Here is a 13,862-nt window from a genome sequence, read left to right on the forward strand (position 1 = left end):
TAAGCGCTTCGACTTCAAGTGTCCGATCGAGGTTATGGACGAGGTGATGCAGGAAGCTATGGCTATGCGGCATGATGCTCCAGCTTCAATTCAATAACCGTGTTGCACTCAGCTCCTGTAACCGCCCCAGATAAATAGAGTTTTACCGATGCAGGCACCGATCGTGCTGGCAGGAATATCAAATTCCACGCCCCCACTTTCATCACCTTGCTTTTTTTCGAAAGTTGGATTCGGTATACCTGCCGGCCCGGCGCAATAAAGAATAATGCTGTCAGCAGTGTCCATTTCATATTCAACGACTGCTGTTGCTCCGCCAAGAGCGTGCATTGGATACAGCGTATTGTTAGTGAGCGCTTCTTTTATTACGGGGACTGGTAAATCCATTTCCCTGGCATGTGTCATTACTCAGACTCCTGCAAGATAGGTTCGTACATCGAATATCAGTACGATCACGATTCAAACAGGAATACTCAGGCTCCACCACTGTCAGTTCTGACAGGTTAATTAACTATTGCCGGGTGGTAGTCTGACGTGTTCAGACTCCAACAGCATCTCGGTCATTGATCGCGCACTGGCACCACGGCAATCCGGTAAGGATCGAAGATCTTCAGCATCTCGCCGTTGTCGCGCAGGCGTTGTAGCAACTTGCTGAACTCTTCGCCGGTAATCGGCGCGGTCGGACGCAGGATGGCGTAGTGGTGGTAGACCTGATCGATGCGCTGGGACACCAGCAATTCATCGCGCACCTTTTCGTTGCGCAGCAGGTAATCACTCAGATAAGAACGGGTCACCAGCGCGATATCCGCGCGCCCGCGCAGCACCATCAACAGATTGCTGTCGTGGGAATAGGTCAGCGTGGCCTTGAAGTTTTGCGCGAGGAATTTCGGGTCGGCATTGAAGCTGGCGAACTCGTAGTGATAGCCACTGAACAGCGCCAGACGCTTGCCGCTGAGGTCGGCAAAATAGTTCTGTTGTCGACCGTCTTCACGTTGGGCGACAAAAATCTCGGCGTCCTCAAGCCCCATATCGACGTCGTTGTGAGGGATTTCCTTCCAGCCCCAATCAGGGTTCTCGAAGATCGCCATGTCGATCCGGCCCTGCTTGAAATCACCGAAACGGCGCGGAATCGACGTCGGTACGAGAACGAACTTATAGTCGCTTTGCAGCCGGTTCAATGCCTCGACCATCTGCGGCAACAGACCGGTGTCGGCACCGTTTTCGGGGCGAACGGTATAAGGCGGAAAGTGCGCGGCACCGACCCGAACCAATTGCGCTGCCTGAGCGGGCAATACCCATAATGCAGCCAGCGCTGCGAGCAATAACCTCGCGGCGGTCCGACTTGGCAAAGACTTCAAAACACCCCACTCCCCGAAAAAATACCGATCAATGCATTCAAGCTAGGCGGTTTCGCCCAGTTAGCCAGTTTCCCGGCCCCATAGAAAGCGCTTCAACGCTCTTCAAGCACCAGAATCAGGGCCTCATCAGCCAACTGATCAAGGCTCAGACTGCCGCCGGCACGGAACCAGGTGGTGGTCCAGGACAGGGCGCCGGTGAGGAAACGCCGAGTGACAAATACGTCGCCGCGAATAAACCCGGCTTCCTTGGCCTCCCCGAGCACCTGTAGCCAAAGGTCTTCATAAACATCGCGCAAGGCGAGGACTTTGGCCTGGCCATCCTCAGACAACGAGCGCCATTCGTAGACCAGCACCGCCATGGCTTCGCCGCTGCCGCCCATGATCGACTGCAATTCACAGCGAATCAGCGCCAACACGCGCTCGCGCACATTGGTCGCATCGGCGAGCGCCGCGCGCATCAAAGCGGTGTTGTAGCGGATGGTTTCCTCCATCACCGCACGCAGGATTTCGTCCTTGCTTTTGAAGTGATGAAAAATGCTCCCCGACTGAATGCCCACCGCACCGGCCAGATCGCGAACCGTGGTGCGCTCATAGCCTTTGTTGCGGAACAGGTGAGCCGCCACTTGCAGCAGTTTGCCGCGGGCGCTGTCCGGGTCGGTCAACAGGCCCTGATCGACCAATTCGCGCATGACCCTCAGGGCTTTTTGCTCGTCCACCCGCTCTCTCCTACAGTCGCCCAATCTGTTGCCCCCTGAAACCGCAGGATTGCGCGCAATTTAAGCCGCCAACGATAACCAAGCAAGCGCTCGGGCAGAAGATATTTCAACTGTTTACAAACCAAGCGCTTGCTTGGTAGCCTCCAGACACTTCTGTCGCAGGTCCCTGAGTCGGAGATAAAAAATGCCAACCACCGTCCGCATCGGATGCGCCAGTGCTTTCTGGGGTGACACCTCTACCGCCGCCGCCCAACTGGTGGACGGTGGACGCCTGGATTACCTGGTGTTCGATTACCTGGCCGAGATCACGATGTCGATCATGGCCGGCGCGCGCATGAAGGATCCGCAAGGCGGGTTCGCCAGCGACTTCATCGAAGTCCTCACCCCGCTGCTGCCGCAACTGGCCGAGCAGAATATCCGCGTCATCAGTAACGCCGGCGGCGTCAATCCCCAGGCCTGCGCCGCCGCACTGCAAGCCGTTTGCGATACAGCCGGCATCAAGCTGAAAATCGCGGTGCTGCTGGGCGATGACCTGCAACCGCAATTCAAGCAACTCGCCTCCCAGGGCATTAGCGAGATGTTCACCGGTGCGCCATTGCCTGCGATGTGCGTCTCGACCAACGCCTACCTCGGCGCGCCGGGCATTGTCGAAGCGTTGCGCCTGGGCGCCGATATCGTTATCACCGGGCGCGTGGTCGACAGCGCTGTAGTCAGTGCAGCGTTGGTGCATGAGTTCGGCTGGTCGTGGCACGACTACGACAAACTCGCCCAGGCCGCATTGGCCGGGCACATCATCGAATGCGGCGCGCAGTGTACCGGCGGCAACTTCACCGACTGGCACGAGGTGCCGGACTACGAACACATCGGCTTTCCAATCGTTGAAGTCAGTGCCGACAGCCAGTTTATCGTCAGCAAGCCCGAGGGCTCCGGCGGGCTGATCACGCCACTGACCGTCGGCGAACAGATGCTTTACGAAATCGGCGATCCGCAGGCCTATTTGCTGCCCGATGTAATCTGCGATTTCACTCAGGTCAAACTTCAGCAGCGAGGCAAGAACGCGGTGCAGGTGCATGATGCCAAAGGCCTGCCGCCCAGCGACAAATACAAGGTCAGTGCCACGTATCCGGACGGCTTTCGCTGTACCGCCAGTTGCCTGATCGCCGGCATCGATGCGGTGGACAAGGCCCGTCGCGTCAGCCAGGCGATCATCGACAAGACGTCGGAAATGTTCAGCCAGCGCGGTTGGGCACCTTACAGCGAAACCCACATAGAATTGCTCGGCAGCGAAGCCACCTACGGCCCTCACGGGCAGCGCCGCGACACCCGCGAAGTGGTGATCAAACTTGCCGTGCGCCATCCGAACAAGCAGGCGCTGATTCTGTTCTCCCGGGAGATAGCCCAGGCTGCAACCGGCATGGCACCGGGGCTGACCGGCATCGTTGGCGGACGGCCGACGGTCTATCCGGTCATCCGTCTGTTCTCGTTCCTGATCGACAAAAGCGCCTGCAACCTGCACATCAACATGACCGGTGAAAATCACCCGTGTGCCCTGCCCGCGCTGACCGCACTCGACAGCCAGGACTTGCCCATCGCCGAGCAACCACCCAAACCTGAAGGTCGCGCCGACGCCAGCGTAGCGTTGGTGAAACTGGCCGTGGCGCGCTCCGGTGACAAGGGCAATCACAGCAATATCGGCGTCATGCCGCGCAAGCCCGAATACCTGCCGTGGATCGCCGAAGCGTTAACGCCGGCGGTGATCGTCGACTGGATGAGCCACGTTCTGGACCCGATTCACGGCCGGGTCGAACGCTGGTATCTGCCCGGCACCCACAGCCTGAACTTTCTATTGGAAAACGCCCTCGGCGGCGGTGGTGTGGCCAGTCTGCGCATCGACCCGCAAGGTAAAGCCTTCGCCCAGCAACTATTGGAAATCCAGATCCCGGTGCCACAAAGCATCGCCGAACAGTTCGACTAGAGGGTGGTTTGCATGGCTTACGCGTCGATTTTCAATACCGATTTGTTCCGCGGCCAGACCATCATCGTCACCGGCGGTGGCAGCGGCATCGGGCGCTGCACCGCCCATGAACTGGCAGCACTCGGCGCCCATGTGCTGCTGGTCGGGCGCAAACCTGAAAAGCTGCAAAAAGTCGCCGCCGAAATTGCCGAGGACGGTGGTTGCGCGCATTGGCAGGCTTGCGATATTCGCGATGAGGAAGCGGTCAGACAACTGGTCAGCGAATTGATCGCTGACCACGGGCCGATCCATGGATTGGTCAACAATGCCGGCGGCCAATACCCGGCGCCGCTGGCTTCGATCAATCAGAAAGGTTTCGAAACCGTACTGCGCACCAACCTGGTCGGCGGTTTTCTGATGGCGCGGGAAGTGTTCAACCAGTCGATGAGCAAGCACGGCGGCAACATCGTCAACATGCTCGCCGACATGTGGGGGGGCATGCCCGGCATGGGCCATTCGGGCGCGGCGCGTGCGGGCATGGACAATTTCACCAAAACCGCCGCGTTCGAGTGGGGTTACGCCGGGGTTCGGGTCAACGCGGTGGCGCCGGGCTGGATTGCCTCCAGCGGCATGGACACCTATGAAGGCGCGTTCAAAGCGGTGATCCCGACCCTGCGCGAACATGTGCCGCTCAAGCGCATCGGCACCGAATCGGAAGTCAGCGCGGCGATCGTGTTTCTGCTCAGTCCGGCGGCGGCGTTCATCAGTGGCAGTACCTTGAAAATCGATGGTGCGGCCAGCCTCGGGAGCCGCGCCTGGCCGTTGCACAAGGCGTCTCATAGTGAGTCGTTCAATGGTTTTCACCGGGCCTACCTTCCCGATGTGCTCAAGGACAAGGAGTAAGCCATGGCGCAGATCCAGTCCCGACTCGACCCGCACAGCGAGGCGTTCGCCCGCAACCGCGCGGCGATGCTTACCGCCATCGAGCAAGTGCAACAACTCGAACAGAACCTGCTGAACAAGGCCGCTGAAGCCAAGGCGAAATTCGACAAGCGCGGGCAACTGCTGCCCCGCGAACGCCTCAATCTGCTGCTCGACCCCGGCGCACCTTTTCTCGAACTGGCCAGCCTCGCCGGTTACAAACTGCATGACGACAAGGACGGCAGCGCTGCCGGTGGCGGCTTGATCGCCGGCATTGGCTACGTGTCAGGCATCCGCGCGATGGTCGTCGCTAATAACAGCGCAATCAAGGGCGGCACGATTTCGCCCAGCGGCCTGAAAAAATCCCTGCGCCTGCAACAGATCGCCCAGGAAAACAAACTGCCGGTCATCACCCTCGCCGAAAGCGGCGGTGCAAACCTCAACTACGCAGCGGAGATTTTCGTCGAAGGTGCGCGCAGCTTTGCCAATCAGGCACGCATGTCAGCGATGGGTTTGCCGCAGATCACTGTGGTGCATGGCTCGGCTACGGCGGGCGGCGCCTATCAACCGGGTTTGTCGGATTACGTGGTGGTGGTGCGCGGCAAGGCCAAGCTGTTTCTCGCCGGCCCCCCGCTGCTCAAAGCCGCGACCGGCGAAGTGGCGACCGATGAAGAACTGGGCGGTGCCGAGATGCACGCGCAGGTCGCCGGCACGGCCGAGTATCTGGCCGAGAACGATGCCGATGGCGTGCGACAAGTGCGCGAGATTCTGCGGATGCTGCCATGGAACGAGCAACTGCCGTGGCTACCGGAGCCACAATACAAAGAGCCGCTTTACCCCATCGAAGAACTGCTCGGCTTGATCCCGGACGATCCGAAAAAACCTTACGACGTGCGCGAAATCATTGCGCGCATCGCTGACGAATCGAACTTCCTCGAGTTCAAGGGCGAGTTCGACCAGCAAACCATTTGCGGCCAATTGAAAATCCAGGGTCGCGCCTGCGGCTTCATCGGCAACAACGGCCCGATCACGCCAAAGGGTGCGAGCAAAGCTGCGCAGTTCATTCAACTGTGCGATCAGAGCCAGACGCCGCTGCTGTTCTTCCATAACACCACGGGGTTCATGGTCGGCACCGAGTCCGAGCAGCAAGGGGTGATCAAACACGGTTCGAAACTGATTCAGGCGGTGGCCAACGCACGGGTGCCTAAACTGACGATGGTCGTCGGCGGCTCCTACGGTGCCGGCAACTATGCGATGTGTGGGCGCGGCCTCGATCCACGGTTCATTTTCGCCTGGCCCAACAGCCGCACGGCGGTAATGGGCGGTGCGCAGGCTGGCAAAGTGTTGCGTATCGTCACCGAAGCCAAACAGCACAAGGATGGTCTGGTGCCGGACCCGAAAATGCTCGACATGCTTGAACAGGTCACTGCGCAGAAACTCGACAGCCAGTCCACCGCGCTCTATGGCAGTGCCAACCTGTGGGACGACGGCTTGATCGACCCGCGCGACACTCGCACCCTGCTCGGGTACTTGCTGGATATTTGCCACGAAGCCGACATTCGCGCACTGCAAACCAACAGCTTCGGCGTCAGCCGCTTCTGACGGCCACGGATCTTACGGAGAACAATAAAAATGATCTTCACCCCGGAACATGAAGCACTGCGCCGCACCGTCCGCCAGTTTGTCGAACACGAGATCAACCCGCACGTCGATGAATGGGAAAAGGCCGGACGTTTTCCGGTCCACGAGATTTTCCGCAAAGCCGGCGACCTCGGCCTGCTGGGCATTTCCAAACCGGAAAAATTCGGCGGCATGGGCCTTGATTACAGCTACTCGATTGTCGCGGCCGAAGAATTCGGCACCATTCATTGCGGCGGCATCCCGATGTCGATTGGTGTACAGACCGACATGTGCACCCCGGCGCTGGCGCGGTTCGGCTCCGATGAACTGCGCGAAGAGTTCCTTCGCCCGGCAATCACCGGCGAGCAGGTTGGCTGCATCGGCGTGTCGGAAGTAGGTGCCGGTTCGGACGTTGCCGGGTTGAAAACCACCGCGCGCAAGGACGGTGACGACTACGTGATCAACGGCAGCAAGATGTGGATCACCAACTCGCCGAGCGCTGACTTCATCTGCCTGCTGGCCAACACTTCGGACGACAAGCCGCACATCAACAAGTCGCTGATCATGGTGCCGATGACCACGCCGGGCATCAGCCTCAGCTCGCACCTGGACAAGCTCGGCATGCGCAGCTCGGAAACCGCGCAGGTATTTTTCGACGATGTCCGCGTGCCGCAACGCAACCGCATCGGCCATGAAGGCGCCGGCTTCATGATGCAGATGTTGCAGTTTCAGGAAGAACGCCTGTTCGGCGCGGCGAACATGATCAAGGGCCTGGAATACTGCGTCGACAGCACCATCGAGTATTGCAAGGAACGCAAAACCTTCGGCAATGCGCTGATCGACAATCAGGTCATCCATTTCCGCCTCGCCGAATTGCAGACCGAAATCGAATGCCTGCGCGCGCTGGTCTATCAGGCTACCGAGCAATACGTTCGCGGCCAGGACGTTACCCGACTGGCATCGATGGCCAAGCTCAAGGCCGGCCGGCTCGGCCGTGAAGTCAGCGACAGTTGCCTGCAATACTGGGGCGGCATGGGCTTCATGTGGGACAACCCGGTGGCCCGCGCCTATCGCGATGTGCGGCTGGTATCGATTGGCGGCGGCGCCGACGAAATCATGCTGGGGATCATCTGCAAACTGATGGGCATCCTGCCGGGGAAAAAGAAATGAGTGGCCTGCCCGAATGCCAGACGCTGCTTTTGGAACTGCATGGCGGTGTGCTGCACATCACCCTCAATCGCCCGGACAGCCGCAATGCGATGAGCCTGCAAATGGTCAGCGAATTGCGCGCGGTGTTGACGGCCGTTCGCGATGACCGTGCTGTTCGCGCGTTGGTGCTCAGCGGTAGCGGCGGACATTTCTGTGCCGGCGGCGACATCAAGGACATGGCCAATGCCCGCGCCGAGGGTGCCGAGGCTTACCGAGATTTGAACCGGGCGTTCGGCGCGCTGCTGGAGGAAGCCCAGCACGCGCCGCAAGTGTTGATCTGCGTGCTGCAAGGCGCGGTGATGGGCGGCGGGTTTGGACTGGCCTGTGTCAGCGACGTGGCGATGGCTGATCACAAGGCCCAATTCGGTCTGCCGGAAACCAGCCTCGGCCTGCTGCCGGCGCAGATCGCCCCATTTGTGGTGCAACGCATTGGATTGACTGAAACACGCAGACTGGCGTTGACCGCCGCGCGTTTCGATGGTCATCAGGCGCGGCGTTTGGGGGTCGTGCATTTTGTCGAGCAGGATGCGCAAGCACTGGCCGAGCGGCTGGATGAGGTGTTGCAGCATGTCTTGTGTTGCGCGCCGGAGGCGAATGCCGTCACCAAACAATTACTGCTGGCCAGTGCCGGGCAACCATCGACTGAGTTGCTGGATGAGGCGGCGCAGTGGTTCAGCGAAGCGGTGACGGGTGCTGAAGGCATCGAGGGCACCATGGCGTTCATGCAAAAACGCAAACCGGGCTGGGCCACCTAAAAGCTTCGCGAGCAGGCTCGCTACCACAAGTGAAAGCATTCCAAAGGTGGGAGCGAGCCTGCTCACGAAGAGGCCAGCACATACACCGCAACTTTCGAGGGAACAGCCCATGCCCGCCATCCACAAAATCCTGATCGCCAACCGCGGTGAAATCGCCTGCCGTATCCAGCGCACCGCACAGGCCCTGGGCTACCGCACCGTCGCCGTCTTCAGCGACGCCGACACCGATGCGCTGCACGTACAAATGGCTGATCAAGCCGTGCCGATCGGACCGGCACCTGTGCTGCAGTCCTATCTGAACGTACCGGCCATTCTCGACGCCGCTCGCCGCAGCGGCGCCGATGCAATCCACCCTGGCTATGGTTTTCTCTCGGAAAACGCCGGGTTCGCCCGCGCCTGCGAACAGGCCGGCCTGATTTTCATCGGCCCAAGTGCCGACGCCATCGAATTGATGGGCAGCAAACGCCTGTCGAAACTCGCCATGCTGGACGCCGGCGTGCCGTGCATCGCCGGCTATCAAGGTGCAGCGCAAGACGACGCCACCTTGCTGAGCGAAGCCGAACGCATCGGCTACCCGCTGATGATCAAGGCCAGTGCCGGAGGTGGCGGCCGCGGTATGCGGTTGGTGCACGACGCTGCGCATTTGCCGGCGCAACTGCGCACGGCACGCTCTGAAGCCCTGAATGCATTTGGCAGCGCCGAATTGATTCTCGAACAAGCGCTGATCGACCCGCGGCACGTCGAAGTGCAACTGTTTGGCGATCACCACGGCAACCTGATTTATCTCGGCGAACGCGACTGTTCGATCCAGCGTCGCCACCAAAAAGTCATCGAAGAAGCGCCCTGCCCGGTGATGACCGCCGAGTTGCGCCAAGCCATGGGCGAAGCTGCACTGAAGGCCGGCCGCGCAGTGAATTATGTCGGCGCCGGCACCGTGGAGTTTTTGCTCGACGCGCGCGGGCAGTTCTACTTCCTTGAGATGAACACCCGCCTGCAGGTCGAGCACCCGGTGACCGAGTTGATCACCGGACTCGATCTGGTCGCCTGGCAATTGTCAGTGGCCGAGGGGCGGCCTCTGCCGTTGACGCAAGCGCAAGTCCAGCTCAATGGCCATGCCATGGAAGTGCGGCTTTATGCTGAAGACCCCGCGCAAGATTTTCTGCCGCAAACCGGGCGCATCCAAGGATGGGAACCCGCGTTGCAGCACGGCGCGCGGATTGACCATGGTTTGCATGAAGGACAAACGGTCAGCCCGTTCTATGACCCGATGCTCGGCAAACTGATCGCTCACGGTGCCACCCGTGAAGAGGCCCGGCGCAAACTGCTGCGCGCGGTGCAGGACACGGTGTTGCTGGGCGTGCAAAGCAATCAGCGCTTGCTCGAAAGTCTGTTGCAACATCCACAATTCATCAGCGGTGAATTCAGCACCGGATTCATTCCCCAGCATTTCAGCGATCACCAAAGCCTGCATACACACACGCCGAGTGCCGAAGAACTGGCCATCGCAGCCGTGCTGTTTTATCTGGCATCGGCGCAACAACACCGCGCGCCATTGAGCGGCTGGCGCAACAACGCCAGCGTGCCGCTGCATTATCGGCTGGGTCTTGATGAACAGAACTGGACCGCGCAACTGCTCAGGTGCGCGGGGGATGTGATTGAGGTGCACGTCGCTGAACGCGCCCTCGAACTGAAACTCATCGATCACAGCACATGCTCGGTGACACTTGAAATCGATGGCTTACGCCAACGCCACGCCTATCGCCTCGATGCCGGGCAACTCTGGCTGTTCACCCATCCCGGCAGTCTGCACCTGGAGGATCGAACTCACGCGGTGATCGGCAGTCAGACCAGCGTCAGTTCCGGCACCTTGAAGGCGCCGATGGACGGTGCCATTGTCGACGTACTCGTCAGCGAAGGCAGTGCGGTCAGCAAGGGTCAATTGCTGGTGGTGCTGGAGGCAATGAAAATGGAGCATCCGCTCACGGCCGGCATCGACGGCGTGCTCAAGCGGGTGCAGGTCAAGGTCGGCGATCAGGTAAAAAATCGTCAGGTTCTGTTGCAGGTCGAGTAGTCGCCCGAGCGCATCCGCGGGGTTTGACTACGCTCTGAATTATCAGAACGCGGAAATCAGGAACCCTGCGATGCCACACTGGCTGGTCATTGATTTGGAAGCTACCACCGACGAGGGCGGCTGGCCGGTCACGGAAATGGAAATCATCGAGATCGGCGCCACGCTGGTCGATCGTGCCGGGCGCGAGCAAGATCACTTTCAGCGCTTCGTCAAACCGACACGGCGCCCCTTGTTGACGCCCTTCTGTCGCCAGCTCACGCACATCACCCAGGCCAATATCGACGCGGCACAGACCTTGAACGAAGTTTGGCCGGCGTTCGAACGCTGGCTTGCTCAGCATCAGTCACGCCTTGAAGGCTGGGCCAGTTGGGGCGATTACGACCGCAAGCAGTTGTTGCAGGAATGGCAGCGCCTGCAAATCGACAGCGGATTGAGCAAAGTGCCGCACATGAACCTCAAGCAACGCTTTGCCAAAGCCCGGCGTCTGGAGCGGCCGCTGGGGCTCAACGGTGCGCTTGCACTCGCTGGCATGCAGTTCAGCGGCCAGCAACATCGAGCGCTGGAAGACGCGCGCAATACGGCGCGGCTGTTGCCTTTGGTATTGCCACTCTAGGGTCAACTCTCGACTTGCCGGACTGGCGCCGGGCAGGTGACGGCGTTGAAAGCCTTGTGCATACTGGCCGCCCCACTTTTTAGCCCTTTTCGAGGAATCGCCCATGTTTAAAGTCAACGAGTACTTCGACGGCACCGTCAAGTCGATCGCCTTTGGCACCGCTGAAGGTCCGGCGACCATCGGCGTCATGGCCCCGGGCGAATACGAATTCGGCACTGCCCAGCGTGAAATCATGCACGTGGTGTCCGGCGCACTGACGGTCAAACTGCCAGACAGCACCGACTGGGAAACCTTCGCCGCCGGCAGCCAGTTCAACGTACCGGCCAACAGCAAGTTCCAGCTGAAAGTCGCCGTCGACACGGCTTACCTGTGCGAATACCGCGGCTAAACCGCTGGTTTCGAAGCGCCAATGAAAATGCCCGTGTCCAAGGACACGGGCATTTTTTGTTTCAGTGACGGGTTACTCAAGAATCTCGACCGCCATTCCGACCTCAAGACGGCCGTTGCTGTCATTCACCAGGTTCTGCCCGAACATCGCACCGTCAGCCTGCGCGCGGGTCTTTTGCAACGTCGCCAGCGGTTCGCGGTCAGCACTGCGCTCACCGGTTTGCGGGTCGATGGTGGTGAGGATGCAGCGTGAGCACGGCTTGACCACGCGGAACTCGACGTCGCCAATGCGAATCCGCTTCCAGCCATCCTCGGCATACGCCTGACTGCCTTCTATCACCAGATTCGGCCGAAAACGCAGCATTTCCAGCGGTCGTCCGACCTCCTGCGACAAATGCTGCAGCGATGCCTCACCGATCAGCAACAACGGAAAACCGTCGGCTAACGCGACCTGATCGTCATCCTTGCCAAAACCCGCTTGAGTCATACGTGCACGATCCAGAGGCATTTGCACCAGACGGGTCGGCTTACCAATGAAATCACTGACCCATCGCGCCGCCTCATCACCTGCATCCGGCACCCGCAAGGTGTCTCGCCAAATGGTCACGCCGCGAAGTTCGGCGTCGTTACCGGGCAAGTCGATTTCGATCGAAGCACGTTCTGGCGCACTCAGGGTCAGGCCGCCGTGGGCATTCCACAGCGCTGACAGCTGGCTCATTTTCGCTTCGGCGCGCTGAGTCAGGAAACGGCCGCTGGCTTCGTCCACCAGCATCCAGCGTCGATCGCCATCAAGCCCCAGCTTGTCCAGGTCGATTCCTTGCAGAACCTCGCCCTTGCCGGATTTCAACGGATAACGATAAAGCGCGCTCAGACGCAGCATGGCCAGCTCCCTGGTAGGCAAAAAAAGCCACCCTATACGAGCTGCTCATGGAATCAAAGAGCAAACTGTTGGAGCGAGCCTGCTCGCGATGACGGACTCACAACCGGCAAACTATTGGCCGGACTATCGGCATCGCGAGCAGGCTAACTCCTACAGTTTCAAACGGTGTTGTGATCAGGCCGGTACTTCATCAAGCATCAGGCGTTGGCGCACCACATCGACCAGTTTGTCCGGCTGGAACTTGGAAAGGAAGTTATCGCAGCCGACCTTCTTCACCATGGATTCGTTGAAACTGCCGGACAGGGAGGTGTGCAGCACCACGTACAGGCCGCGCAGGCGTGGGTCATTGCGTATTTCGGTAGTCAGGCGATAGCCGTCCATTTCCGGCATTTCCGCGTCGGTGAACACCATCAGCAGTTTGTCGGTCATGTTCACGCCGGTGTCGGCCCAGGCTTTGAGCATGTTCAGCGCCTTCAAGCCGTCGCTGGCAATGTGCATTTTCACGCCGAGCTGTCCAAGTGTGTCACGCAACTGCGAGAGCGCCACATTGGAGTCGTCCACCAGCAGCACTTCGCGGCCCCGGGCGCGCTCCAGGACCGGATCATCGAGTTTTTCGCGCGAGACCTTGGCGTTGTACGGAACGATCTCGGCGAGCACTTTCTCGACGTCGATGATTTCCACCAGTTGATCGTCGACCTTGCTGATCGCCGTCAGGTAGTGCTGACGGCCGGCGCTGGCCGGTGGCGGCAGAATGGCTTCCCAGTTCATGTTGACGATGCGATCTACACCACCAACGAGGAAGGCCTGCACCGAGCGGTTGTATTCGGTAACGATGATGGTGCTCGTCGGGCTCGGCACCAATGGACGCATACCGATCGCCTGCGAAAGATCAATCACCGGCAACGTCTGCCCGCGCAGGTTGACCACACCGCAGACAAACGGGTGACGCTGAGGCATCAGGGTCAGCTTCGGCAGTTGCAGCACTTCCTGAACCTTGAACACGTTGATCGCAAACAACTGGCGCCCGGCCAGTCGAAACATGAGAATTTCCAGGCGATTCTCACCCACCAGTTGCGTGCGTTGGTCTACCGTGTCGAGAATGCCGGCCATCAATGACTCCTGGGCTTGTTCTGATGAATTCACTAAGAGGGGTTATCGGCTACGAATGCCGAATCTTGATCCCCATGGAAATCGCTTTCAAAATGCCATATCGGGGCATTGATGTCACATTAACATCATGCTTTACTGGCGCTGAGTTTTTCATCTGCTAATGTCTTTGCGGCGCGACCACGGTTTGCACTGTAGGTTCCCGCGTCTAAGGGATTCCCCTAGTAACAATCAGGCCCAACCTGATATTCGCAATATCCAATAGCCATTAATG

13 protein-coding genes are annotated in these 13,862 nt (G+C 59.5%); 8 read left to right on the forward strand and 5 right to left on the reverse strand.

The genetic code is table 11. The features are described 5' to 3' along the window. Positions 1 to 108: 108 nt before the first annotated feature. From JJD74_RS20795 to JJD74_RS20805, 3 genes are all read right to left on the reverse strand, one after another. Positions 109 to 402: a hypothetical protein gene (locus tag JJD74_RS20795; protein WP_200616703.1), complete on the reverse strand. Its 294-nt coding sequence runs from the start codon at positions 400 to 402 to the stop codon at positions 109 to 111. A 155-nt stretch (positions 403 to 557) separates the two neighbouring features. Continuing rightward, on the reverse strand, positions 558 to 1,355 hold the full coding sequence (locus JJD74_RS20800; RefSeq protein ID WP_200616704.1) for a substrate-binding periplasmic protein: 798 nt from the start codon (positions 1,353 to 1,355) through the stop codon (positions 558 to 560). A gap of 92 nt (positions 1,356 to 1,447) precedes the next feature. Then, positions 1,448 to 2,071, reverse strand: a complete 624-nt coding sequence (locus JJD74_RS20805) for a TetR/AcrR family transcriptional regulator (protein ID WP_115147544.1) — start codon at positions 2,069 to 2,071, stop codon at positions 1,448 to 1,450. Between the two features lie 184 nt (positions 2,072 to 2,255). Here JJD74_RS20805 and JJD74_RS20810 point away from each other — a divergent pair, with 184 nt between their 5' ends. From JJD74_RS20810 to ppnP, 8 genes are all read left to right on the forward strand, one after another. After that, positions 2,256 to 4,046, forward strand: a complete 1,791-nt coding sequence (locus JJD74_RS20810; protein ID WP_200616705.1) for an acyclic terpene utilization AtuA family protein — start codon at positions 2,256 to 2,258, stop codon at positions 4,044 to 4,046. Positions 4,047 to 4,058: 12 nt separating this feature from the next. Further along, a complete protein-coding gene (locus tag JJD74_RS20815; RefSeq protein ID WP_115147543.1) occupies positions 4,059 to 4,928 on the forward strand; it encodes an SDR family oxidoreductase in 870 nt (289 codons plus the stop codon). Positions 4,929 to 4,931: 3 nt separating this feature from the next. Beyond that, the gene (atuC, locus tag JJD74_RS20820; RefSeq protein ID WP_200616706.1) at positions 4,932 to 6,548 is read left to right on the forward strand and encodes a geranyl-CoA carboxylase subunit beta; all 1,617 of its coding nucleotides are present in this window, start codon (positions 4,932 to 4,934) and stop codon (positions 6,546 to 6,548) included. A 30-nt stretch (positions 6,549 to 6,578) separates the two neighbouring features. Next, a complete protein-coding gene (gene atuD, locus JJD74_RS20825; protein ID WP_200616707.1) occupies positions 6,579 to 7,736 on the forward strand; it encodes a citronellyl-CoA dehydrogenase in 1,158 nt (385 codons plus the stop codon). Beyond that, a complete protein-coding gene (locus JJD74_RS20830; RefSeq protein ID WP_200616708.1) occupies positions 7,733 to 8,530 on the forward strand; it encodes an enoyl-CoA hydratase/isomerase family protein in 798 nt (265 codons plus the stop codon). The genes atuD and JJD74_RS20830 overlap by 4 nt, the downstream gene beginning before the upstream one ends. Positions 8,531 to 8,639: 109 nt before the next feature. Continuing rightward, positions 8,640 to 10,601: an acetyl/propionyl/methylcrotonyl-CoA carboxylase subunit alpha gene (locus tag JJD74_RS20835; protein ID WP_200616709.1), complete on the forward strand. Its 1,962-nt coding sequence runs from the start codon at positions 8,640 to 8,642 to the stop codon at positions 10,599 to 10,601. 70 nt (positions 10,602 to 10,671) lie between these two features. Next, entirely contained in the window at positions 10,672 to 11,214 is a 543-nt protein-coding gene (locus JJD74_RS20840; protein ID WP_042560227.1) for an exonuclease domain-containing protein, read from the forward strand. Between the two features lie 103 nt (positions 11,215 to 11,317). After that, a complete protein-coding gene (gene ppnP, locus JJD74_RS20845) occupies positions 11,318 to 11,602 on the forward strand; it encodes a pyrimidine/purine nucleoside phosphorylase (protein ID WP_003183665.1) in 285 nt (94 codons plus the stop codon). 72 nt (positions 11,603 to 11,674) lie between these two features. Here ppnP and JJD74_RS20850 read toward each other — a convergent pair whose 3' ends face one another. After that, positions 11,675 to 12,481 (reverse strand): MOSC domain-containing protein, encoded by an 807-nt coding sequence (locus tag JJD74_RS20850; protein WP_200616710.1) that lies wholly within the window; start codon positions 12,479 to 12,481, stop codon positions 11,675 to 11,677. 174 nt (positions 12,482 to 12,655) lie between these two features. Beyond that, positions 12,656 to 13,591 (reverse strand): chemotaxis protein CheV, encoded by a 936-nt coding sequence (locus tag JJD74_RS20855; protein WP_042560229.1) that lies wholly within the window; start codon positions 13,589 to 13,591, stop codon positions 12,656 to 12,658. Between the last annotated feature and the right edge of the window lie 271 nt (positions 13,592 to 13,862).

It is taken from the genome of Pseudomonas sp. MF6776, from assembly GCF_016613125.1.
Lineage (GTDB): Bacteria > Pseudomonadota > Gammaproteobacteria > Pseudomonadales > Pseudomonadaceae > Aquipseudomonas > Aquipseudomonas iridis.